The sequence below is a fragment of the Cellulomonas sp. T2.31MG-18 genome (assembly GCF_964266755.1).
Lineage (GTDB): Bacteria > Actinomycetota > Actinomycetes > Actinomycetales > Cellulomonadaceae > Cellulomonas.
This window is the reverse complement of record NZ_CAXWGW010000003.1, coordinates 246,622-268,476: the sequence shown is the minus strand read 5'-3', so window position 1 is coordinate 268,476 and position 21,855 is coordinate 246,622. Positions and strand designations below refer to the sequence as shown.

Here is a 21,855-nt window from a genome sequence, read left to right as displayed (position 1 = left end):
CGTGACGGAGTCGCCCCGGCTGCGCGCCCGGTACCGGCGGATCGTCACCTTCTTCGCCGGGGTGACGGCGAGCTTCATCCTCTGGGAGATCGTCCTGCCCCGGTTGGGGCTGCAGCGGTGGTCGGACTCCAGCCGGGCGCACCGGAACCGTCGCACGGCGGTGCGGTTCCGGGCGCTCGCCCTGGCCATGGGCGGCCTGATGATCAAGGTCGGTCAGTTCCTCTCGGCACGGCTGGACGTGCTCCCGGCCGAGATCACCGAGGAGCTGGCGGGTCTGCAGGACGAGGTGCCGCCTGCCGCGTTCGCCGACATCCGGCGGTGCGCCGAGCAGGAGCTCGGGTGCACCTTGGCCGAGGCCTTCCGGACGTTCGACGAGGCGCCGCTGGCTGCCGCCTCGCTGGGCCAGGCCCACCGGGCGGTGCTCCGGGACGCCGACGCGGCCGAGACGGGGTTCGCGCAGGTCGTCGTGAAGGTCCAGCGGCCGGACATCGACCGGATCGTCGCCGTCGACCTCGCAGCCCTGCGCCGGGTGGGTCGCTGGTTGACCCGGTACCGGCCGGTCAGCAGCCGCGCCGACGTCCCGGCACTCGTGGAGGAGTTCGCGACCACGACGCTGGAGGAGCTCGACTACACCGCCGAGGCGCGCAACGCCGAGCACTTCCGCTGGGTCTTCGAGAACGACGACCGGGTCGGCGTGCCGCGGGTGGCCTGGGAGCACTCACGGCTGCGCGTGCTGACCCTCGAGGACGTCTCGGCGATCCGGCTCGGCGACTACGACGCGATCACCGCCGCGGGGATCGACCGCGCACAGGTCGCCGAGAAGCTGGTGGAGACCTACCTGCAGCAGATCTTCGACGACGGGGTGTTCCACGCCGACCCGCATCCCGGGAACCTCTTCGTCTCGCCCGTCGACGGGCACCCCGGGCAGTTCCGCCTCACGTTCATCGACTTCGGGATGGTCGGACGGGTGCCCGACACGCTGCGCACCTCGTTGCGGGAGGCGTTGATCGCCGTCGGCACCCAGGACTCCGCCCGGCTGGTGGCCGCCTTCACGTCCATGGGCGTGCTGCTGCCCACCGCCGACACCAAGGCGATGGACCTCGCCGTGGCCCAGGTCTTCGACCGCTTCGGCGGCATGGCGATGAGCGACCTGCGCAACATCAGCCACAAGGAGATGGCCGAGATCGGCCTGCAGTTCCGTGAGCTGCTGGTCAGCATGCCGTTCCAGCTGCCCGAGAACCTCCTGCTGCTCGGCCGGACGCTGGCGGTCCTGTCGGGGATGTGCGCCGGGCTGAACCCCGACTTCAACCTGTGGACGTCGATCACGCCGTACGCCACCACGCTGGTCTCCGGAGAGGCCGGCGAGGGCGGTCTGTGGAGCACGATCACCACGGAGGGCGCCAAGATCGCCCAGTCGCTCGTGGCGCTCCCCGCGCGCACCGACCGGATCCTGACCCTCGTCGAGCGCGGTGACCTCTCGGTGAAGACGCCGCTGCTCGAGCTGCGGGTCCGGCAGCTGGACCGCTCGGTGCGGCAGATCCCGATGGCGATCGTCTTCGCGGCGCTCCTGCTGGCCGGCGCCGTGCTCTACGCGGCCGAGCCGACATTCGCCAAGGTGCTCATGGGCGTGTCGGTGCTGCCCCTCGTCGGCGCCCTGCGGCGTGGACGTCGGCACCGGTAGCGTCGACACCCGCCGCCCAACCACGCTTGCGTCAGGCAACCCGGAGATCTCACCAGCGATGGGCGACATCGACGACGAGACGCGACCCACTACCGGGACCATCGAGCGTGAAGACCCGGAAGGGCAGACGCGCGCGCACATCGAGGCTGATCCCGCTGTTCTTCATGAGCCCACCGCCGCGCACGGCACGGAAGGTGCGGTACTTGGAGAAGCCGGTCAGCACGAAGTTGTTGTCGGAGCCGAACGTGAAATTCCCCGCCGGGTCGATCATCGCGGCGTCCACGGTGATCTGCAGGTGCGCGAACTCCGCCTTCGAGGTCGTCCGCTTCGGTAGGTACTGAACCTCGTAGCCGTCGACCTTGCCTGCGACGTCGATCACGAGCCGGTCGTAGCAGGCGTGCCGCCCGGCACGCACACCGGTGATCGAGCCGATCGACGTGGCAGCCGAGTACTTCTGGAGCGAACCCCAGGCAATGCCGCAGTACGGGGTTGCCTCGGCCGGCGCGGCGAGGGCCAACCCTGTGGTAGCGAGCAGGATGACGAGCAGGACTCTCGCGAACCGCTTCATCGCGGCACCCTCATTCGATTGAGTTGCAGTCCGTACGACGGATCGCGCCCGACGGCCGACGCGGTCGGCGCAGGCGTCCAGGCGTCGCCGTGCTGCCCTGCCAGGCTATCGCCGACGTGTCGCCATATCACTCGCGACCTGGCTCTCACGACGCAGACGACGGCCCACGAGCGCTCGAAGCCGCCGCTGATGGCTCCGATGGCCTCGGTGAAGAGCCGTTGCCCGACGCTCGTGAAGACGCCGACGCTCCAGCTGCGGGTCCGGCAGGCGTACCGGCATGGCCGGGTCGGTGCTGCCCCTCGTCGGCGCCCTGCGGCGTGGACGTCGGCACCGCTAGGGCATTCCACCCGCGTGCGCCAGCACGAGGACCGTACGCGGGGAGCTTCTCCACCCGGCCTGAGGGCTCAGACCGGGCCCTCGCCGGTCGATGCTCTGGTATGCACGCAGAGGTGCCTCGCCTGGCGACCGCCAGCCGGATGCCCGACGACTCCGGGGGAGCTGTGGCCGGTCTCAGCTGCACGGCCGCGGCCGGGAGCCAGGCGCGGACCCACCACGTCCGGCACCCGGCGACCTCGGTCGCGGGGGAGTCCTCGTGAAGCTCCCCGGCGGCGTGGGCGAGACCGCGCAGGCCGGGATGTCGCCGCACACGCGCGAACGCCTCGGGCACGTCCTGGACACGTCGACTCGAACGCGCCCCGCATTCGCCGCGGCGCTGATCGTCCTGACGGTCGCCGCGGCCTGGCTCGGCACGTATGCAGCCGGGGGAACGAAGTCCGTGCTGCCCCAGATGTTCTACCTGCCGATCATCTTCGCTGCCGGTCGCTTCGGGTGGGCCGGTGCGGTCGCTACCGCGGGCCTCTCCGGGATCGTGACCGGGCCTCTGATGCCGCTCGACGTGGCGGCGGGACTGGCTCAGACCCCGGAGGCGTGGGTCGCACGCCTGATCGCCTTCCTGACGGTCGGGGTCGTCGTGGCCTGGCTGACCGGGGAGTCGCGCGTCTCCGTCATCGACTTCGCTCGCGACGCCCGTGCCGCGCGAGTCCTCCTGCGCGGCCTCGAGCGCGGCGACTTCACGGTCCGCTACCAACCGGTGGTCGACCTGAGCACCGGCCGGACCACCGGATTCGAAGCGCTGTGCCGCTGGGACGGGGCACCGCTCGGCTCGGCGGCCCCTTCGGTGTTCATCCCCCTCGCCGAACGGACCGGAACCGTGGGCCCGATCGGGCGGTTCGTGCTGCGCGGCGCACTGCGGCAAGGTGCGGCGTGGCAGAGCGACGGGTGCGACGTGCTCATGGCGGTGAACGTCTCGGCGCACCAGCTGAGCGACCCCGACCTCTTCTCCCAGGTGCGCGCCGCGCTCCTGGGAGAAGGTCTGCGGCCCGAGAACCTGTGCATCGAGATCACCGAGACAGCCATCGTCCGGGACCGCCCCACAGCGCTCGGTCACCTCCAGGCCCTGCACGACCTCGGGGTCACGATCGCTCTGGACGACTTTGGCAGCGGGCACGCCTCGCTGGCCTACCTGCTCGACTTCCCCATCGACATCCTGAAGATCGACGTGGCGTTCGTCAGCACGGTGGACTCGGACGTCAAGAGCGCGGCGCTCGTGAGCGGCATCGTCCAGCTGGCCCGGGCACTGGGCGCGAAGACGATCGCCGAGGGCATCGAGCGGCCCGAACAGCTCGACACGCTGCGCGCGATCGGCTGCGACTACGGCCAGGGCTACCTCCTGGGCCGCCCGGGGCCGGCGCCCTCCGGCTCGGCGCTGCGCGAGCCGGACCTCCCGGCGGTGACGTAGAGACGTCGAGGCACCGACGGAGCACTCGACCCGCTCGACCGAGCCGGTGCGCCGGGTCGAGCGGGTCGGGACGGCGGTCAGCCGCGGACGAGACCGTGCTCGGCGAGCAGCTTGCCGATCTGCGTGCCGCCCACCAGGCCGTTCAGCACCTGCCGGCCGAGCGGCCCGCCCGGGATGTCGAGCGGCGCACCGTCCCGCAGGTCGCTCGTCGCCTGCAGCAGCGTGCGGATGTCGTAGGTGGAACCGAACACCTCGGGGATGCCGCGATCGATGTCGAGCAGCGTGTAGACGGCCTCCATCGGCGTCCGCACGGAGTACTCGACGGTGAAGATGATGTCCCGCTGCTTGGTCTCGGCGAACTGGCCGATGAAGGCGAAGTTGACCGATCCGTCGGGCACGACGTTCGGCCGGTCGCCGGCCTGCCGAGGCATGAAGAACGCCGTGACGTACGGCATCATCACCGGGACGGTCTTGGCGCCCGTGGCTGCCAGCTCGGGGATCTCCTCCACCGGAACACCCATGTGGTACAGCCACTCCTGGGTGATCTCCTCACCGGTGCACTCCTGCATCGGCTTCTTCACGAAGTCGCCGGGCCGGTCGACGAACAGCGCGTAGACCCACGCCACGATCTCGTCCGGCTTCTGCTGCTTGAAGTGCGGCTGGCGGTTCACGGTCCACGACAGCAGCCAGCTGGAGTCCCGCGCGGTGACGATGCCGCCGGTGACCACCTTGCCGGCGAAGGGGTCGCGGCCGGCGATCTTCTCGATGTAGCGGGGGATCCGCTCGTCGAGCGTGGTGACGGTCGCCGACTCCCACTTGCTCTCGGGGATGTGCGAGCCGAACACGTCCGGGTGCCCGAACGACGGGTCCTTGGCGGCGATCCGTCGCCACAGGTCCCAGGCCGGTGCCGGCCCCTCGTCCAGCCGTGCCGGCGTGTGGTGGTCGCCGTTGTCGGAGTTCTCGGTGAGCGACCCGATGGTCATGAAGAGCAGGTCGTTCTCGGACAGGTCGACGCCGTCGCCGGGGGCACCCTTCTCGCCCGACACCCAGTGGATCCGGGTGGCCTGCTTGCGACCGGTGGCGGGGTCGATGTCGAAGTCGACGTCGGTGACCTCGGTCTCGAACCGGAACACGACCCCCTGGTCCAGCAGCCAGGTGTACAGCGGCAGCACGAAGGACTCGTACTGGTTGTACTTGCTGAACTGCAGGGCGCTCATGTCGCCCAAGCCACCCATGTGGTGGATGAAGCGGTGCAGGTAGAGCTTCATCTCCAGGGCGGAGTGCCACTCCTCGAACGCGAGCATGGTCCGCCAGTACAGCCAGAAGTTGCTGGCGAAGAACTCGGGGGAGAAGACCTCGTTGATCCGCTTGTTCTCCAGCTGCTCACGGGTGGCGAGGAAGACCTTGATGAGCTCCCTCTGGGCCTTCTCCGACATGTCGAACTTCGCGTCCGTGCGGGCGTCCTGACCCTGCTTCTCGGTGACCCGCAGCAGGCTGTAGTTCGGGTCGTCCTTGTTCAACCAGTAGAACTCGTCGAGCACGCTCGCCCCCTCGATCTCGAGGGAGGGGATCGACCGGAACAGCTCCCAGAGCAGCTCGTAGTGGCTCTCGAGCTCACGTCCGCCGCGGATCACGAAGCCCTTCTCCGGCTCCTTGATGCCGTCGAGCGCACCGCCCGGCAGACGCAGCCGCTCGAGGATCGTGATCCGCGAGCCCGGCATCTGCCCGTCGCGGATGAGGAAGGCGGCACCGGCGAGCGAGGCGAGCCCCGCACCCACGAACCACGCCGTCTTGTCGTCCACGCCGGCAGGCTTGCGGGGACGCGCGAACGCCTCGTAGTTGCCGCTGCTGTAGTACATCGCCTTGCCTTTCGCAGTAGTCGTCCCGGGGGCCGGATGGCTAGCGGGAGGAGTCCTCGACGGACGACGCCAGGAATCCCTGGACGATCTGGGCCACCTGCTCGCGCAGCTCCTCGGCGGTGTCCGCACCCGGGTGCGCCCCGGTCAACGGCTGGGCGAGCAGCAGGTTGAGCACCGCGAAGACGCTCCTGGCGGCACGGGCGGCGCCGACGGCGTGGGCGCGCTCGTGCCGGCGCCCGGCGTCGACGGCGTCGAGCAGGCGGGCCGCGACGAGGTCCTCTAGCCGACCGACCAGGGCCAGCCCCTCGCCGCGGTACTTCTCGGTGGGACCACCGAACAGGAGCTCGCGCTGGTACACCGCCGCGTTGCGCAGGTCGTGCGCGCCGCTCAGCACCGTCCCGACGAGCGCGTTCACCGCCGCCGTCACGTCGGGCTCCGTCGCCGCCCTGCGGTCGCCCTCGTCGATCGCGGTGCGCAGCTGCTCGTTGTAGACCATGAGGAACAGCTCGCCCTTGGTCGCCGCGTAGCGGAACAGCGTGCCGGCGCCCACGTCTGCACGTTCGGCGATCTCCTGGGTGGTCACGCCGTCGAACCCGTGCTCGGAGAACAGCGCCGACGCGGCCTCGAAGATGCGCGTGTACTTCTCGCGGGCGTTGCGCTCACGCCGCCCGGGTGCTGGCGGGTTGGTCACGGATCCTCCGGTGGGCGGGGTCGTCGGCGGGCGTCCTCACCGACTAATTACGGAGCGTACTCCGTTTCGAGTGCACTCGGAAATCGTGGTCGCGCCGCGCACCTCTCCATGCCGGCGCCGCGCGCAGGTCCCTCCGCGGGCTGATCGGGCTCGGGCTCTAGCCTCGGTCGCAGACCGGCGGGATCGGCTCGCCGCGCACCGCGGAGACAAGCCCATGAGCAGCGCAGCAGGCGCCCCGACCAGCCCCCGGAAGCACCCGATCCCGCATCTGCGGCCTCGCACGCTGCTGAAGCGAGCCGATCTGGCACTGGTTCATCCGACGGTGCTCGCCGAGGCGGAGCATCGCGCCGCGAGCCTTCAGCTGCGGGTCGCCGACGCCATCACGTCGTTCGCCGGCTCGATGTGGTTCGTCTATCTCCACATCCTGCTGTTCGCCGTCTGGATGTCGTGGTTCGAGCAGTCACCGTGGCCGACGTTGACCCTCATCGTGTCGCTCGAGGCGATCTTCCTGTCGACCTTCGTCATGATCGGGCAGAACAGGCAGGCAGCGTTCCAGCAGGCCAAGGCCGACCATGACTACCAGGAGCAGGAGTCGCTCCTGAAGGAGAACACCGAGCTCACCCGGCTGATCCACGCCCTGTCCGAGGAGATCCACGCGCGCGTGCTCGCTGAGGTGCAGGCCGGTTTGGCGGCCAAGGCGGAGCCCGGAGAACCGCCGCACTGACCGCCGCCGTGCAGCGGCCCAGCCTGGGTGGGGGGTGTCGTCCCGGAACGCGCTGCGCTCGGGGAGACCCGCCTCGCCCTCGTGCGTGGTCCCGGACCTTCGGCCCTGGCGGCGCCCCTGTCAGCGCGGTCGATTCGTACCGACACCGCATGGGCGCCTCCGGGCGCTCCGTCAGGGAGCCCGCGTCCGCGGCGCAGAGCGAAGGTTGCCATGCGTGGCCGCTCGGGGACCGACAACAGCCAGGACCGCCACCGTGGGCGGCCGAGCGCGCAGCGGGTGGTGGCCGCCACGGCTGCCGCACTGGCGGTCCTCGGCGTGGGCCTGGCCGGCTGCAGCGGGCCACGAACCCCGCGGCTCGACCTGGGCTCGTGCGGGGTGGACGGCCCCGACCACCCCGAGAGGTGCGCCGTGCTGCAGGTGCCCGTCGACTGGGCAGATCCGCACGGCCTCCGGATGGGGCTTCAGGTGCTCGTGGTACCGGCGCGGTCCGACGACCCCGCTCCGGATCCGCTCTTCTACCTCGCAGGTTTCGGCAGCTCGGCCATCGGGGACGCGGAGTGGGCGTACCGGACGTTCGCGCCCCTCGAGGATCGGCACGACCTGGTGTTCGTCGAGCAGCGGGGCACCGGTGCCACGGCGGAGACCTGCTCGCTGCCCCCCGAGGGCGACGGCGACCTGGCGACGATCGCCCCCGCGGTGACGCAGTGCCTCGCCTCACTCGAGCGGGACCCCCGTCATGACACGACGGCCGCGGCGGTGCGTGACCTCGATGCGGCTCGCGAGGCGCTCGGCTAGAGACCGTCGACCTCTACGGCATCTCCTACGGCGTCACGACGGGGCTCGCCTACCTGCAGGCCCACCCTGAGCGGGTGCGCACGGCCGTCCTGGACTCCGGTTCGCTGCTCGATGTGCGCCTGTGGCAGCGGGTGCCGACGAGCGCCCAACAGGCCTTCGACGCGCTGGTGCGTGACTGCTCCGCCTCGCCCGCCTGCTCGGCCGGTTTCGACCCGGCCGCGGACCTCAGGACCCTGGTCGATCGGCTGTCCGCGGCGCCGGAGGTGGTCGACCTCGGCGACGGGCACACCATGACGGTCGACACGGCCGGTCTGACAGGCGCCGTCATCGACGCCTACCTCGCGACGCCCGAGACCGCGGTGCTGCTGCCGCGAGACCTGCAGGCGATGGTCCGGGGCGAGTGGAGGGACGTGCTGCGTGCCCGGGGCCTGCTGCCCGCGGCGGTGAAGGCGGAGGCCGCGCTCGCGCAGGCACAGACGCTCACGATCCGGTGCAGCGACGAGTGGGCGCAGATGGCTCCCGACGCCGTCGCTGCGCAGGAGGGGTCGCTGTTCACGCCGAACACGCTGGCCCGGGCCCGGTGGCAGGAAGCGCTCTGCGCCGCCTGGCCGCACGACGACGGCGTCGGCGGCGTGGTCCGGGCGTCCGCACCGGTCGTGTTCCTCAACGGCGAGCACGACCCCGCCGACCCGCCGGAGAACGTCGCGCCGGCATCCCGGACCATGACGGCTTCGCTGGCCGTCATGGTCCCCGGCGGTGCGCACGGAGTCATGGACGGATGCATCGCCGACCAGGTGATGACCTTCATCGAGGCCGGCACCGCGCCGGATCCGGCGGCATGGGAGGCGTGCACAGACACGCTCCGAGACGTGGCGCCGGACTTCCCGACGGGCTAGGACGACTGGCGGCTGCGTCTAGAACGGCACCCCGCAGCGGAGCACCACGTTGGCGAACGGCGTGGCCTCGCCGGTGCGGACGAAGAGGCGCGCAGAGCCGGACATCGCCTTGAGCTGCTCGTGCACCACCCACTCCGGTTCGCCGAAGAGCGAACGGACGAGCGCCACCACGCCGGCGTTCGCCGTCCGGGCCTCGTCGGCCATCGTGACCTGCTCCACGGTGAGCTCGTCGGCCAGTGCGCGGACGACGTCCGAGAAGCTCGGAACGCCCAGCACCAGGGCGAGGTCGACGACGGGAACCCCGGCCGGCCGGGGGAGTCCGGCGTCCCCGACCACGACCAGGTCGGTGTGACCGAGCTCGGCCAGCCGGGCGGACAGGGGGGCGTTGAGCACGCCGTGGCGCTTCATCGTTCGACCGTCACTTCGTCGGGGGTGGGGTAGGACGCTTGGGCGCCGAGACGTGTCACGGCGACGGCTGCGACGGCGGTGGCTCGTTCGACCGCTCCGGGAAGGTCCGAGCCGCCTGCGAGCGCGACCGCGAGTGCGCCGACGTATGCGTCTCCGGCCCCGGTGGTGTCGAGCGCCCGAACGCGCAGGGCCGGCCGGCGACCGGAGCTCACGGAGCCGCCGTCGCCCCGCACGCACCAGACCGACCCCTCGGAACCGAGGGTGAGGACGACGGCCCGGGGCCCGAGGTCCAGCAGCGCACGCGCGACGTCAGCTGGGTCGTCGGGGGGCCGTTCGGCCAGCAGGGTCGCGGCCTCGGACTGGTTGACGACGAGCGGGTCGGCGGCCGAGAGGGTCGCACGATCGAGGACGGCGGCCGGAGCTGCGTTGAGGATGAGGCGTGTGCCGTGCTCGAGGGCGCGCCGAGCGACATGGGCGACGGTGGCCAGCGGCACCTCGAGCTGGACCACGACGAGCCTGGTGGTGTCCCACTCGACGGCGCGGTCCACGGCCTCCGGGCTCACCAGGGCGTTCGCGCCCGGCGAGACGATGATCGAGTTCTCCGCGTCGGGGGTGAGCACGATGACGGCCGAACCCGTGGCGGCGGGCACCGTCGCCAGCCCGGCAGTCTCGACGCCGGCGCCGGTGAGCGAGTCACGCAGGAGCTCGCCGTTGTCGTCCTGCCCGACGCACCCGACGAAAGCGACACGACCACCGAGCCGCCCCGCGGCCACCGCCTGATTGGCTCCCTTGCCGCCCGGCATGACGACGAGGTCGGAGCCGAGCACTGTCTCACCGCCCGCCGGACGATGGTCGACGTGGATCACCAGGTCGGCGTTGGCGGAGCCGACGACGACGATGCGCCCCCGATGCACTGCTTCTCCCCTCCGGGGCGCCGCCGCCCTGACGGACCGCGGCGCCCCGAACGAATCTCGAGCGGACGAGATCAGAGCGAGTCCTTCGTCAGGACGACGACCGGGACGGCGACGGTCTTCTCGACGGTCTGACCGTGGACCAGCTTCACGGCCGCGTCGACGGCGGACTTGCCGAGCTGCTCGGGCTGCTGCGCGACGGAGGCGACCATGGTGCCCGCCTTGATCGCCGCCTGACCGTCGGACGTGCCGTCGAAGCCGACGACGAACACGCTCTTGCCGGCCTTGTCGCCGAGGGCCTGGACGGCACCCAGCGCCATCTCGTCGTTGGCGGCGAAGATGCCGACCGCGTCGGGGTGGGCCTGCAGGAGGTTGGTCGCGACGTCGAGGCCCTTGGTGCGGTCGAAGTCCGCGGGCTGCGACGCGACGACCTTGATGTTCGGGTAGGCCGCGATGCCCTGGGTGAAGCCCTTGTTGCGGTCGTTCGCCGCCGAGGTGCCCGCCGTGCCCTCCAGGACGATGACCGACCCCTTCTCGCCGATCGCCTTGGCGAGAGCGTCGGCGGCCATCTTGCCGCCCTGGACGTTGTCCGAGGCGATGAAGGAGTTGACGTCGGCGCCGGTGACGGCGCGGTCGACGGCGATCACGGGCACCTTGGCCGCGATCAACGGCGCGACGATGGGGCCGGCCGCCGTCGAGTCGACGGCGTTGATGATGACGGACTGCAGCTGCTGAGCCTGGAAGTTCTGGATCTGGTTGGCCTGCGTGGTCGCGTCGTTCTGCGCGTCCGTCACGGTGAGCTTGGCACCCAGCGCGTCCGCCTCCTTCTGCGCACCGTCGCGCACGGAGACGAAGAACGGGTTGTTGAGGGTGGACAGTGACAGGCCGATGGTCACGCCGGGGCCTGACGCCTGGGCGGTGGATGCCGAGGTCTGCCCTCCGGCCGCCGGCGTCGTCGCCGAGCCTCCGGTGGAGCCGTTGGAGGAGCACCCGGCGAGCGCGAGCGCCCCCGTCGCCGCAGCGACGGCAACGGCGAGGAATCGCTTGTTCATGGGACGGTCCCTTCCTGAATTCCTTGGGTGGATGGTGCGGTTCGTGCTGAGGGCCGAGGCCCGATCACGTCCGTCGGCGCCGCAGGGTGTCCGTCAGCACGGCGAGGGCGATGACGACGCCGATGACGATCTGCTGCCAGAAGGACGAGACGTTGAGGAGGTTCAAGCCGTTGCGGATCACGGCCAGGACCAGAGCTCCGACGAAGGTGCCGAAGATCCCGCCGGAGCCACCGGCGAGGCTCGCACCGCCGATGACGACCGCTGCGATGGAGTCGAGCTCGTAGCCGCTGGCCGCCTGCGGCTGCCCGGAGACGAGCCGCCCGGCGAGGACCAGGCCGGCGACCGCGGCGAAGGCGCCGGACAGGGCGTACGTCACCAGCTGCTGACGACGGACGTTGATGCCCGAGAGGCGCGCGGCTTCCTCGTTGCCCCCGATGGCGTACATCGCGCGGCCGGCATACGTCCGGTTGAGGATGAAGGAAGCCACGAGGCCGAGCACGAGCATCACGAGGAGCGGGACCGGCAACCAACCGCCGATCGTCTTGCCGAACCACGCCACCTGGTGCGGCTGCGGCAGGGGCCGCCCACCGGAGATCACGAGCGCGAACCCGCGGGCGACGGACAGCATGGCCATCGTCGCGATGAAGGCCGGCAGGCGGCCGTAGGCGATCATCGTGGCGCTGACCAACCCGGTGACGACGCCCGAGAGCAGACCCAGGAGGAGCGCCAGCAGAGGGTTGAGCCCCATCGTGGACGAGGTGTAGCCCACGACGATGCCTGAGAGGGCGGCCACCGAGCCCACCGACAGGTCGATGCCCGACGTGATGATCACGAAGGTCTGCCCGAACGCCAGGATCGCCACGACGGCTGCCTGGACGCCGACGTTGAGCAGGTTCTGCGGCGTGAGGAACACCCGTGACAGCGCCGTCATCACCGCGCCGAGCAGGATGAGCGCGACGAAGGCACCGTTGCGGCCGAGGACCTGGTTCGCTCGCTGCTGCCAGAGGGTCGCGGTCGACGGCATGGCCGCCCGAGAGGTGTCAGATGGCACGGCTGGACTCCACTTCCTTCACGGCCAGGGCCATGACGGCGTCCTGGGTGGCTTGACTGTGGTCGAGCTCACCGACGAGCCGGCCGCGGGACATGACGAGCACGCGATCGCAGATGCCGATCACCTCGGGCAGCTCCGACGAGACGAGCAGCACGCCGCGACCGTCCGCGGTGAGGGCGTTGATCAGCTCGTAGATCTCGACCTTCGCGCCGACGTCGATCCCTCGCGTCGGCTCGTCGAGCAGCAGCACCGCGGGGTTGGCGGTGAGCCACTTGCCGATGACGACCTTCTGCTGGTTGCCGCCCGACAAGGTCCGCATCGTGGTGCGGGCTGACGGTGTGCGGATGCCCAGCCGGCGGATCATCTCCGCGGCCGCGGCCCGCAGCCGGCCGAAGTCGACCACCCCCCAGCGTGTCGCCGAGCGGAGCGTCACCAGGCTGAGGTTCTCCTGGACGGAGGCCCCGAGCACGAGTCCTTGCGCCTTGCGGTCCTCCGGCACCAGTCCGATGCCGGCGTCGACCGCCGCGTGCACGCTGCCACCGCGCACCCTGGTCCCTCGGACCCGGACGGTCCCTGACGCGTAGCGGTCGACGCCTGCGATGGCGCGGAGCACCTCGGTGCGACCGGCGCCGACCAGACCGGCGAGGCCGACCACCTCGCCGGCGCGCACCGCCATCCCGACCGACTCGAAGCGGCCGGCCGCCGTGAGCCCGTCGACCTCGAGCAGCACCTCGCCCGGCGGCACGCGCCTGCGGGGGTACTGGGCCTCGATGGTTCGGCCGACCATCATCCGCACCAGCTCGTCCTGGTCGGCGGTCGCCGGCAGCATCCCCACCGACCGCCCATCCCGCAGGACGGTCACACGGTCACCGATGCGTCCGATCTCTTCGAGGTGGTGGGAGATGAAGATCATGCCGACGCCGCGCTCGCGCAGCTCGCGCATGAGACCGAGGAGCCGGTCGACCTCGTCGTCCGTCAGAGCGGCGGTCGGCTCGTCGAGGATGAGCACCCGCGCGTCGAGCGACAGGGCCTTGGCGATCTCGACCAGCTGCTGGCGTGCGATCCCCAGCTCGCGCACGGGGGTCGCCGGGTCGATGTCGAGGCCGACCCTGGCGAGCGCGGCCGCGGCCTGCCGGCGCGCTGCTCTCCGGTCGATGAGGCCGAGACGCCGCGGCGGGCGGCCGAGCAGCACGTTCTCCGCGACGGACAGTCCCGGGACGAGGTTGAGCTCCTGGTGGATCGTGGCGATGCCGAGGCGCTCGGCGTCTCGCGCCGTGTGCAGGTGGCGCGGTTCGCCGTCGACGAGCACCCGTCCCGCGTCCGGCTGGTACACACCGGCCAGACACTTGATGAGCGTCGACTTGCCGGCGCCGTTCTCGCCCAGGAGCACGTGCACCTCGCCGGGCCGCACGTCGAACGAGACGCCGTCGAGCGCCACGACGCCGGGGAACTCCTTGCGCAGCCCTTCGACAGCGAGCAGTGGTGTGGGCGCCTCAGTGGGCATCGGCGGGACTCCCTTCCGTGGACTGACGCAGCACGAGCCGGCACGCCAGGCGAACGTCCTGCGCGGGCTGCCCGGCGATCTGGGCGAGCAGCAGCTTCATGGCGGAACGGCCGACCTCCGCCGTCGGCTGCTCGATCGCCGTCAGGGTCGGGCGGAGCAGCTGGAAGAACGGCATGTCGTCGAAGACCGCCACCGCGAGGTCGTCGGGCACCCGCAGCTCACCGGCACGCTCCTGGAGCACCGAGACGGCGCCGAGGGCCATCGCCCCGTTCGAGACCAGCACCGCATCGGGCCGGCGCGGACCGTCGAGCAGCTGCGCCATCGCCTCCGCCCCCGAGCGCGATCGAAAGTCGCCGTGCACGACCGCCACGCCGGGCACCTCGAGGCCGCGCCGCGCGGCGGCACCGCGGAACGCATGGAGCCGCTCCCGCGACGAGCCTGCGTGCTCAGGGCCGGCGATGACGGCGAGCCTGCGTCGACCGTGGGCGGCCAGGTGCGCCACGAGATCGTCGATCGCCGGGCCACCGTCGGCGGAGACCAACGGTGCGGCGACGTCCTCCGCGGAGCGGTCGACGAGGACCAGGTGGTGACCGGTGGCCGCCGCCTCCCGCAGCAGCGGAGACGTCTCCACGGTGGGAACGACCACGAGACCGTCGACCTGCCGCTCGAGCAGGATCCGGACGTAGTGGTCCTGCTGGGACGGGTTCTCGTCGGCGTTGCCCACGATGACGGCGTAGCCGGCCTCACGAGCCGTGTCCTCGACGGCGCGGGCCAGCTCGGTGAAGTACGGGTTGAGCAGGTCCGAGACGACGAGACCGACCGTGCGGGTGCCCGTGGAGCGCAGTGACCGCGCCACTGCGTTGGGCCGGAAGCTGAGCTCGCTCGCCGCCGCCATCACGCGGTCACGGGTCGCCGGAGACGCGGAGACTCCTGCCAGCACGCGCGAGACCGTCGCAGTAGAGACGCCTGCGCGCTGCGCCACGTCCTTGATCGTCGCCATCGACGGCCATCCCATCGCCACGGTTTGTAATCGATTACATGCAATCGATTACGGGGACGTTACCTCGCTGCGTCGGGAACGCGCAAGGGCCCCAGCCGTCATCAGTCGCTGGGCGAGGTGGCCAGGCGGGCCGGCGGCCCGGGGGCGACTCGGCCGCAGCGGGCGCGACCTCCGACGCGGTCTTGACGGACGACCGGGGGAGTGCGAGCCGATCGGCGACCGGCGGGTCGGGGTGCAGAGCATCTGACAGAGCGGCGCCTCAGCCCGCAGGAGCTCCGGCGTACGCTCGGCCCCGACACCGGGAGGTCATCGTCAGGGTCGCCGTGCTCGCCTCGATCGCCCACCGTGTCCCGCCGCGTTCCTACGGGCCGTGGGAACAGGTCGCCGCCACGATCGCCGAAGGCCTCGTCGCGCGGGGCCACGACGTCACGCTGTTCGCGACAGCGGACTCGGTGACCTCGGGTCGGCTGCACGCCGAGGCGCCCGCCGGGTACGAGGAGGACCCGTCGGTCGACGCGAAGGTGTACGAGGCGCTGCACATCGCTGCCGTGTTCGAACGTGCTCACGAGTTCGACGTGATCAGCAACCAGTTCGACTTCCTGCCGCTGGTCTTCAGTCGGCTGACGTCGACGCCGGTCGTGACGACCATCCACGGCTTCTCCTCGGAGCGCATCGTGCCCGTCTACCGCGCGTACGACGACGTCGCGCACTACGTCGCCATCAGCGCGGCCGACCGCCACCCGGACCTGACGTACGCCGCGACGATCCACCACGGCATCGACACCTCCGCCTTCCATCTCGGCTCCGGCGACGGCGGCTACCTGCTGTTCCTCGGACGCATCCACCCGGACAAGGGAACGGCGACGGCCGTCGAGGTGGCCCGCCGGGCCGGGCTGCCCCTGGTCGTCGCCGGGGTGATCCAGGACGACGACTACTTCCACCGGGAGGTGGAGCCGCACGTCGACGGCACGCGGGTCACCTACGTGGGCGCCGTGGCCCCTCCCGAGCGTGACCGGCTCCTCGGCGGGGCGCTCGCGCTGCTGCACCTCATCGACTTCGACGAACCCTTCGGGCTGTCGGTCGTCGAGGCGATGGCTGCCGGTACCCCCGTCATCGCCTACCGGCGAGGCTCGATGCCGGAGCTCGTCGCGCCCGGCGTCTCCGGCTTCCTGGTCGGCGACGTCGCCGAGGCCGTCGCAGCCGTCTCCGTGGTCGAGGCCCTCGACCGGGAGGCGTGCCGTGCCGACGCGATCGCCCGGTTCTCCTCCGAGCGGATGGTCGACGACTACGAGCGGCTGTTCCTGCGCGTGATCGCCGAGGGCGGCTCCGTGAGGCGGCGCCGCTGACCGCTCGTCGCCGGAGGCGGGGCCTACCGGTCCGGCCGGGCCGGTGCGCTCGGTAGCCTGGGACGTGCGGGCTCGGGCGCATCCGGACCGCGGCAGGCCGGCGCCCGGCGCCGCGGGAAGGCGACCGGTGGAGACCGTTCAACGCAGCAGGGACGGCAGCGTCCACGTCACCGACGAGCGGTTCAACACCGTCTCGCACCTGTTCGCCGCCTGTTTCGCCGTGGCGGGCGCGGCGCTGCTGATCGTGCAGGCGGCGGAGCAGCGCGATGCCTGGAAGGTCGTCGGGTTCAGCCTCTACGGGCTGTCGGTGGTGACCCTCTTCGTGGCCAGCACGCTGCACCACGGCATCGACGGCGGCGCCCGGGTGAACGACGTTCTCCGGACGCTCGACTACGACTCCGTGTTCCTGCTGATCGCCGGGTCGACCACGCCGATGGTGCTGGTGCTCTTCCGGACCACCTACGGCTGGACCGTGCTGGGTGCGGTCTGGGTGATCGCGGCGGCCGGGATCGTGCTGCGGTCGCTGCTGCGCCAGCTACCGAAGTACGTGACGAACACTCTCTACATCGCACTGGGGTGGATGCCGGTGCTGCTGGTGGGCTCGGGCGCGTCGGTGCCGGGCGGGGCGATGCTGCTGATGGCAGCCGGCGGCCTGCTGTACAGCGCCGGCTTCGTGGTGTTCGTGATCGAGCGGCCCAACCCGTGGCCGGGGGTGTTCGGCTTCCACGAGATCTGGCACGCGATGGTCGTCGTCGCCGCCGTCCTGCACTACCTGCTCATGTACCTCTACGTCCTGCCGGCCTAGCGACCCCAAGCGCGGGCGGCAGGCACACCGGTCACTCGAACCGGATCTGCGCCGCCTCGCGGGCGACCGCCTCCGCACGTTCCTGCTCCTGCAGGTCACGCCGACTGGCGGCGTCCTCGCGGGCCGACTGCTCCGCATCCAGCTGCTGGTCGAGGTCACGCAGCGCCGCGGCCAGTGCTGCGGCCAACCCGTCGCGGAGCTCGGCCAGGCACGTGTTCTTCACCAGCAGACGACGGTCGGAGACGACGAGCTCGATCCCGCCACCGAGGTGCTCGCTGAGCCGCTGCGCCAGTGCGGGGTTCTCGATGCGGTCACGCTCCTCGGGCGTCACCTGCCGCGAGAAGACCACGGGCACCGTGTAGCGGTCCGGCGCCGCCGCGGTCCCGAGCTCGGGGGGCAGGGCGGAGGTCAGCACCGAGGTCAACCGGAGGGGCCCCGGGGACGGGTCGGCCGCGCTCATCGTCGACCTGCTTCGCGGACGCGGCCCTCGACGCCGAGCCGGTGCCGCAGCTGACCGATGCGGATGCTGCCCACCACCAGCGCGACGACCCCGACCCCGATCCCCGCGATGAGCAGCGTCAGGGCCAGCGGTGCGGTCCCGCGCATGCCGAGGAAGGTGACCTGCACGGGGGCGGTGTTCTGGAGCATGAAGACGATCAGCGCGACGAGCACGAGTGCGCCGACGACGAGGCCGACCCACGCGGCACCGATCCGGCTGCGTCGTGGTGCCGGGGTGGTCGTGCCCTGGATAGGTGCGGGACGGGACGCTGCGCGCCGGTCGTCCGGGAGGGAGGGCGAGGTACCTGGGGTCGTGTTCTGGCTGGGCATGATGCCCTCTTCCGCAGTGCCGGATGGTGGACCCTCACAGCGGGGGTCCGCGTTCCCGGGACTGGGTCAATGGTAGGTCCGCCTCACCGGGTTCTCGCGGCGAGGACGCTGCGGTGCACCACGAAGGAGCTCGCCCACCAGCGCGTCCAGGTCGACCAGCGCCATCCGCGTCACGGTGTCGCTGCACCCGTAGGGCAGGACGAGCGTGCGGCCGTGCCGCAAGGCCCCGCAGGAGTAGACGACGTTCGGCACGTAGCCGGAGCGCTCGTCGTCGGCCGGTGTGAGCAGCGGGCGCTCCAGGGCACCCAGGACCCGCGTCGGGTCGTCGAGGTCCAGCAGCAGTGCGCCGATGCTGTAGCGACGCATCGGCCCCACCCCGTGGGTGAGCGCCACCCAGCCGGCATCGGTCTCGATCGGCGGTCCGCAGTTGCCCAGCTGCAGCAGCTCCCACGGCTGACGCGGTGCTTGCACCCGCACCGGTTCCTCCCAGTGCAGCAGGTCGCTCGACGTGGACACGGCGTTGCTCTCGCGGTCGGCCCGGGACAGCGCCACGTAGCGCCCCTCGATCTGCCGGGGGAAGAGCGCCAGCCCCTTGTCCTGGGCACCGGGACCGCTGGCGGGTGCCGTCGACCAGGTGGAGAGGTCCTCCGTGCGGAGCACGCGAACCCGGACGTGACGGCCGTCGTAGCCCGTGTAGGTGCCGACGCACTGCGCCCCGGAGCCGTTCCCGGCGTCGAGCCGTACCAGCCGGACGTCCTCCATCCCGCGGCTCTCGGTGGCGGCGCGGGGCATCAGCACCCGCTCCTGAACGGCGGAGTCGGCTGGGAACGCCACGGTGTAGCTGGACGCCGCTATCGCCTCGAACCGCTCCACCGTGCGGGTGGTGGTCGCGCGGGTCAGGCGCTCCGCACGGAGCTGACCGAGAGCGCCGTCCAGCTCCGTGCGAGTGAACCGCGCCGGCAGGGACGCCAGCACGAAGTCGGAGTCGGCCTGGTCACCGCCGAGGTCCTCGAGCGCGTGCTCGAACGTGGCTCGCGAGTACCCGGCGCGTCGTTCGGTCGGCAGCACGGCGACCTGCGGCGGCGGGTCGAGCAGCACGTGGTCGTCGGCGTCCACGACACCGGTGCGCAGCTCGACGCTCGACAGGTGCCCCTCGCCGACCGCGCGCAGGCTCATCACGAAGCGCTGGGCGCCGGGCGGCAGGCCCGTCTGGTCGAGGTGGGGCACCATCGACGGGTTCATCAGGGCGGCACCTTCGATGGCCAGCTCCTGCGTGAAGCAGGCACCGACCAGCCGTTGCCGCGCTGCCGAGACCCGACCGCCACCGTGGACCCGGTGGCGGACCAGCTCGAAGTGCTGCTGCCACGTCGTGCTCAGGTCACGGTGCCGTCCCTCGAACCTCGACTCGAGCGCGGCGAGCTCGGTCTCCACCTGGTCCGCCGACAGTGCCAGCACGCGCTCGACGACGGCGCCGGACCGGGACCCGCCGGACGCCGACGGCTCCTGACCGGGCAGGAACAGCGCGGTCACCACCCGTGCCGGGTCGGGCCGGAGCACGACGTCCGTCCTGCGGACCCAAGGCGGGTCCTGGGAACGCGTCACCGGACCGCCGGGAACCGGCACGCGTCCGCGACCTGGGCCGTCGCGAGCCATGCCAGCGTCGACTCGGCGCCCTGGTTCAGGTTCACCGAACCGTCCTCGAGACCGTCGAAGCCGGCACCGGTCACCACGTCGCGCACCGGGACCAGGCTGTCGTTGTCGCCCTCGAACCACGCGACGCATCGGCCCAGCACCCGCAGCCACCGCTCGTCCCCGGTCGCCTCCCACGCGGTCGCGCACGCCTCCGCCAACGTGGCCACCTCGATCGGCTGCTGGTCGAACGCCGGGGTGCGCGCGTCTCCGGCCGCCCGGCCGCCTGTCGCGACCGGGGACAGGTGCGTGCCGGTGGTCTGCTGGTCGACCAGCCAGCGCAGCAGGGTCAGCCCGTCCTGCTGCAGCTCGGGGTCGCTCAGCGTGGAGCCGATCGCGATCATCGCCTCGGGCAGCACGGGGCTGGCGTAGGTGAGCCGGCCGTAGGGCCAGGGCCAGGACGGGTCGGTGCTCAACGGGAGCAGGGCCCGCCGCGCATCGAGCAGCAGGGCGTACGCGGCGAGCTCATCGGGCGCGACGGTCAGCAGCAGAGCCGCACCCAGAGCGGCGTAGGCGGTGGCCCGCGGGTGCCCGGACCGGGCGCGGAGGGCCATCTCGGCCCCTCGTCGGGCCTCACCCGCCAGCTCGGAGTCGGTCGCCCGGGCCGCGGTGACGCCGAACGCCCAGAGCGCTCGTCCCCAGTGGTCGTCGGTCGACGGCATGTCGAGCCACGTCCCGGCGTCGTCACGACGGTTGTGCATGGTGCCGTCGTCCCGTTGTGCCGCGCGCAGGAAGCGCAGCGCAGTCCAGGCGAGGGCGACCACCTCCGGTGCCGGGTGGGGATCTCGTGCCGCCACGACGAGGGCGCGTGCGACGTCGTCGACGCACATGCCGTGCTCGGTGCGCGGGACCGGTCCGCGGGCGTGCTCGTACACGCCGAGAGGAGTGCTCAGGCGCAGCAGGTGGTCGAACGGGGCCGTCGGCATCAGACGCCGGTCGGCACGGCCGCGCCGACCAGGCTCTGGCTGAGCTCGAGGTAGCGCGTCGCCACGGCGGGCCAGAGCAGCGACGACGCGAGCCGTCGTGACGTGGCGGCCATCCTGCCGGCCGCACCCGGCGTGGTCAGGAGCTGCTCCAGGGCTGCCGCGATCGCGACCGGGTCGCGCTGCGGGACGAGGATGCCGGCCCCGCCGGACAACAGCTCGACCGCGTGCGGGAAGCCGGTGGAGATCACGGGCTTGCCCGCGACGACCGCCTCGGTCAGCACGCCCGAGGTGACCTGGTCGCGTGAGTCGTACGGAAGCAGGATCACGTCGGCCTCACGCACCACCTGCCGCAGGGCCGGCCCGGACAGGTACCGGCCGTCGAAGCTGACGGTCCGGGTGAGGTCGAGGTCGCGCGCCAGTGCCATCAGGCTCTCCCGGTACGCCTCACCGTCCCGCTCGAGCACGCGCGGATGCGTCTGGCCGACGATCCGGTAGTCCGGCAGCGCCGTCGTCTCACGCAGGATCGACAGTCCCCGCAGGGCCCATTCGATGCCCTTGCCCTCCGACAGCAGTCCCCAGGTGAGCACCGTCGGGCGCGCAGGAAGGACGTCCGTCGATGCGGACCTGTTGTCCGTGGCCCCGTGCGGGATCACCACCACGCGTGACGGTTCCACCCCCCACCCGGCGATCAGCCGGTCACGTGCCGTCTGCGTCATCGTCACCAGGACCGTGGAGAACTCGACCAGCCACTCCATCACACGGCGCTGGTTCGCGCTCGGCGCCGTGAGGACGGTGTGCAGGATGCTCACCACCGGCACCGTCAGCTGCGGCAGTACCCGCAGGAGTGCCTCGCCGTCCGGCCCGGGGAAGATCCCGTACTCGTGCTGGATGACGGCGACGTCGTAGCCGTTGAGCGCGTCGACGACCCCGTCCACGGCGCCGTTCGCGCCCGCGACCCACTCGTGCACCACGGGCGGACGGCGCACCTGCGGGTCGTCGACCAGGCGCACGACCCCCACCTCCGCGCCGGCGCCCTGCAGGTGGGTGACGAGGGCCTCGCAGAACGTGGCGATGCCGCACTGGGTGGACGGGTAGGTGGACAGGAAACCGAGACGAACGGCCACGAGGCCCTCACTTGCGTCACTTGCCGCAGCACAGGCGCTGCCGTACGCGGAGGAAGAGGCCGCAACCTTGGCGACTGCCCGACGATGCTGCGGCGGAATGCCGGCTCGTCGGCCGCGCTCATGACCGGAGAACATGTCCGATCCTCAGGTTCACCAGGCTACCAGTCCGGCCCGACTGCCCGACCGTCGTCCCCGAGCG

Annotated in this window: 21 protein-coding genes; 7 read left to right on the top strand and 14 right to left on the bottom strand. The window is 71.5% G+C overall.

The window, feature by feature from the left end; genetic code table 11:
* The first annotated feature begins 1 nt into the window (after nucleotide 1).
* The gene (locus tag ACFQTY_RS13400; RefSeq protein ID WP_378101177.1) at nucleotides 2–1,681 is read left to right on the top strand and encodes an ABC1 kinase family protein; all 1,680 of its coding nucleotides are present in this window, start codon (nucleotides 2–4) and stop codon (nucleotides 1,679–1,681) included.
* Nucleotides 1,682–1,730: 49 nt separating this feature from the next.
* On the opposite strand, the gene ACFQTY_RS13395 is transcribed toward ACFQTY_RS13400, so the two are convergent.
* Nucleotides 1,731–2,249 carry a hypothetical protein gene (locus ACFQTY_RS13395; RefSeq protein WP_378101175.1) on the bottom strand — a complete coding sequence of 173 codons (519 nt, stop codon included), beginning with the start codon at nucleotides 2,247–2,249 and terminating at the stop codon, nucleotides 1,731–1,733.
* Between the two features lie 592 nt (nucleotides 2,250–2,841).
* Between ACFQTY_RS13395 and ACFQTY_RS13390 the strand changes: the two genes are divergently transcribed.
* Nucleotides 2,842–4,047: an EAL domain-containing protein gene (locus tag ACFQTY_RS13390; RefSeq protein ID WP_378101173.1), complete on the top strand. Its 1,206-nt coding sequence runs from the start codon at nucleotides 2,842–2,844 to the stop codon at nucleotides 4,045–4,047.
* A 77-nt stretch (nucleotides 4,048–4,124) separates the two neighbouring features.
* Here the strand turns inward: ACFQTY_RS13390 and ACFQTY_RS13385 are convergent, their stop codons facing one another.
* Together ACFQTY_RS13385 and ACFQTY_RS13380 are read right to left on the bottom strand one after the other, a co-directional pair.
* Entirely contained in the window at nucleotides 4,125–5,906 is a 1,782-nt protein-coding gene (locus ACFQTY_RS13385; protein WP_378101171.1) for an oleate hydratase, read from the bottom strand.
* 40 nt (nucleotides 5,907–5,946) lie between these two features.
* Entirely contained in the window at nucleotides 5,947–6,597 is a 651-nt protein-coding gene (locus ACFQTY_RS13380; RefSeq protein WP_378101169.1) for a helix-turn-helix domain-containing protein, read from the bottom strand.
* Between the two features lie 214 nt (nucleotides 6,598–6,811).
* Between ACFQTY_RS13380 and ACFQTY_RS13375 the strand changes: the two genes are divergently transcribed.
* The 3 genes from ACFQTY_RS13375 (at nucleotide 6,812) to ACFQTY_RS13365 (ending at nucleotide 9,012) form a co-directional block, all read left to right on the top strand.
* The gene (locus ACFQTY_RS13375; RefSeq protein WP_378101167.1) at nucleotides 6,812–7,321 is read left to right on the top strand and encodes a DUF1003 domain-containing protein; all 510 of its coding nucleotides are present in this window, start codon (nucleotides 6,812–6,814) and stop codon (nucleotides 7,319–7,321) included.
* A 210-nt stretch (nucleotides 7,322–7,531) separates the two neighbouring features.
* A complete protein-coding gene (locus ACFQTY_RS13370) occupies nucleotides 7,532–8,116 on the top strand; it encodes a hypothetical protein (protein WP_378101165.1) in 585 nt (194 codons plus the stop codon).
* Between the two features lie 74 nt (nucleotides 8,117–8,190).
* Nucleotides 8,191–9,012: an alpha/beta hydrolase gene (locus ACFQTY_RS13365; protein WP_378101163.1), complete on the top strand. Its 822-nt coding sequence runs from the start codon at nucleotides 8,191–8,193 to the stop codon at nucleotides 9,010–9,012.
* An 18-nt stretch (nucleotides 9,013–9,030) separates the two neighbouring features.
* Here ACFQTY_RS13365 and rbsD read toward each other — a convergent pair whose 3' ends face one another.
* The 6 genes from rbsD to ACFQTY_RS13335 form a co-directional block, all read right to left on the bottom strand.
* Complete coding sequence (gene rbsD, locus ACFQTY_RS13360; protein ID WP_378101161.1) at nucleotides 9,031–9,420, bottom strand: D-ribose pyranase; 390 nt, start codon at nucleotides 9,418–9,420, stop codon at nucleotides 9,031–9,033.
* Nucleotides 9,417–10,334: a ribokinase gene (locus ACFQTY_RS13355; RefSeq protein ID WP_378101159.1), complete on the bottom strand. Its 918-nt coding sequence runs from the start codon at nucleotides 10,332–10,334 to the stop codon at nucleotides 9,417–9,419. Before ACFQTY_RS13355 ends, rbsD begins: the two co-directional genes overlap by 4 nt.
* Nucleotides 10,335–10,405: 71 nt before the next feature.
* Entirely contained in the window at nucleotides 10,406–11,383 is a 978-nt protein-coding gene (locus ACFQTY_RS13350) for a D-ribose ABC transporter substrate-binding protein (protein WP_378101157.1), read from the bottom strand.
* A gap of 64 nt (nucleotides 11,384–11,447) precedes the next feature.
* Nucleotides 11,448–12,434 (bottom strand): ABC transporter permease, encoded by a 987-nt coding sequence (locus ACFQTY_RS13345; RefSeq protein ID WP_378101155.1) that lies wholly within the window; start codon nucleotides 12,432–12,434, stop codon nucleotides 11,448–11,450.
* Nucleotides 12,424–13,938, bottom strand: coding sequence for a sugar ABC transporter ATP-binding protein (locus tag ACFQTY_RS13340; RefSeq protein WP_378101153.1), 1,515 nt, complete (start codon nucleotides 13,936–13,938; stop codon nucleotides 12,424–12,426). The genes ACFQTY_RS13345 and ACFQTY_RS13340 overlap by 11 nt, the downstream gene beginning before the upstream one ends.
* A complete protein-coding gene (locus ACFQTY_RS13335; protein WP_378101151.1) occupies nucleotides 13,928–14,953 on the bottom strand; it encodes a LacI family DNA-binding transcriptional regulator in 1,026 nt (341 codons plus the stop codon). Before ACFQTY_RS13335 ends, ACFQTY_RS13340 begins: the two co-directional genes overlap by 11 nt.
* A 308-nt stretch (nucleotides 14,954–15,261) precedes the next feature.
* On the opposite strand from ACFQTY_RS13335, the gene ACFQTY_RS13330 reads away from it, so the two are divergent.
* Together ACFQTY_RS13330 and ACFQTY_RS13325 are read left to right on the top strand one after the other, a co-directional pair.
* Nucleotides 15,262–16,284 carry a glycosyltransferase family 4 protein gene (locus tag ACFQTY_RS13330; protein WP_378101149.1) on the top strand — a complete coding sequence of 341 codons (1,023 nt, stop codon included), beginning with the start codon at nucleotides 15,262–15,264 and terminating at the stop codon, nucleotides 16,282–16,284.
* 127 nt (nucleotides 16,285–16,411) lie between these two features.
* Nucleotides 16,412–17,089 carry a hemolysin III family protein gene (locus tag ACFQTY_RS13325; RefSeq protein ID WP_378101148.1) on the top strand — a complete coding sequence of 226 codons (678 nt, stop codon included), beginning with the start codon at nucleotides 16,412–16,414 and terminating at the stop codon, nucleotides 17,087–17,089.
* Nucleotides 17,090–17,120: 31 nt separating this feature from the next.
* Here the strand turns inward: ACFQTY_RS13325 and ACFQTY_RS13320 are convergent, their stop codons facing one another.
* The 5 genes from ACFQTY_RS13320 to ACFQTY_RS13300 form a co-directional block, all read right to left on the bottom strand.
* Nucleotides 17,121–17,549: a hypothetical protein gene (locus tag ACFQTY_RS13320; RefSeq protein ID WP_378101146.1), complete on the bottom strand. Its 429-nt coding sequence runs from the start codon at nucleotides 17,547–17,549 to the stop codon at nucleotides 17,121–17,123.
* Nucleotides 17,546–17,917, bottom strand: a complete 372-nt coding sequence (locus ACFQTY_RS13315) for a lipopolysaccharide assembly LapA domain-containing protein (protein ID WP_378101144.1) — start codon at nucleotides 17,915–17,917, stop codon at nucleotides 17,546–17,548. The genes ACFQTY_RS13320 and ACFQTY_RS13315 overlap by 4 nt, the downstream gene beginning before the upstream one ends.
* A gap of 66 nt (nucleotides 17,918–17,983) precedes the next feature.
* Nucleotides 17,984–19,474 (bottom strand): glycoside hydrolase family 130 protein, encoded by a 1,491-nt coding sequence (locus ACFQTY_RS13310; protein ID WP_378101142.1) that lies wholly within the window; start codon nucleotides 19,472–19,474, stop codon nucleotides 17,984–17,986.
* 41 nt (nucleotides 19,475–19,515) lie between these two features.
* Nucleotides 19,516–20,532, bottom strand: a complete 1,017-nt coding sequence (locus ACFQTY_RS13305; protein ID WP_378101140.1) for a glycosyltransferase — start codon at nucleotides 20,530–20,532, stop codon at nucleotides 19,516–19,518.
* Complete coding sequence (locus ACFQTY_RS13300; protein WP_378101138.1) at nucleotides 20,532–21,656, bottom strand: glycosyltransferase; 1,125 nt, start codon at nucleotides 21,654–21,656, stop codon at nucleotides 20,532–20,534. The genes ACFQTY_RS13305 and ACFQTY_RS13300 overlap by 1 nt, the downstream gene beginning before the upstream one ends.
* Nucleotides 21,657–21,855 lie beyond the last annotated feature (199 nt).

Excerpts from the sequence above, each read along its gene's own strand:
- ACFQTY_RS13350 (WP_378101157.1), bottom strand. The coding sequence starts at position 11,383 with ATGAACAAGCGATTCCTCGCCGTTGCCGTCGCTGCGGCGACGGGGGCG.
- rbsD (WP_378101161.1), bottom strand. The coding sequence starts at position 9,420 with ATGAAGCGCCACGGCGTGCTCAACGCCCCCCTGTCCGCCCGGCTGGCC.
- ACFQTY_RS13315 (WP_378101144.1), bottom strand. The coding sequence starts at position 17,917 with ATGCCCAGCCAGAACACGACCCCAGGTACCTCGCCCTCCCTCCCGGAC.
- ACFQTY_RS13375 (WP_378101167.1), top strand. The coding sequence starts at position 6,812 with ATGAGCAGCGCAGCAGGCGCCCCGACCAGCCCCCGGAAGCACCCGATC.
- ACFQTY_RS13335 (WP_378101151.1), bottom strand. The coding sequence starts at position 14,953 with ATGGGATGGCCGTCGATGGCGACGATCAAGGACGTGGCGCAGCGCGCA.
- ACFQTY_RS13305 (WP_378101140.1), bottom strand. The coding sequence starts at position 20,532 with ATGCCGACGGCCCCGTTCGACCACCTGCTGCGCCTGAGCACTCCTCTC.
- ACFQTY_RS13320 (WP_378101146.1), bottom strand. The coding sequence starts at position 17,549 with ATGAGCGCGGCCGACCCGTCCCCGGGGCCCCTCCGGTTGACCTCGGTG.
- ACFQTY_RS13385 (WP_378101171.1), bottom strand. The coding sequence starts at position 5,906 with ATGTACTACAGCAGCGGCAACTACGAGGCGTTCGCGCGTCCCCGCAAG.
- ACFQTY_RS13395 (WP_378101175.1), bottom strand. The coding sequence starts at position 2,249 with ATGAAGCGGTTCGCGAGAGTCCTGCTCGTCATCCTGCTCGCTACCACA.
- ACFQTY_RS13340 (WP_378101153.1), bottom strand. The coding sequence starts at position 13,938 with ATGCCCACTGAGGCGCCCACACCACTGCTCGCTGTCGAAGGGCTGCGC.
- ACFQTY_RS13370 (WP_378101165.1), top strand. The coding sequence starts at position 7,532 with ATGCGTGGCCGCTCGGGGACCGACAACAGCCAGGACCGCCACCGTGGG.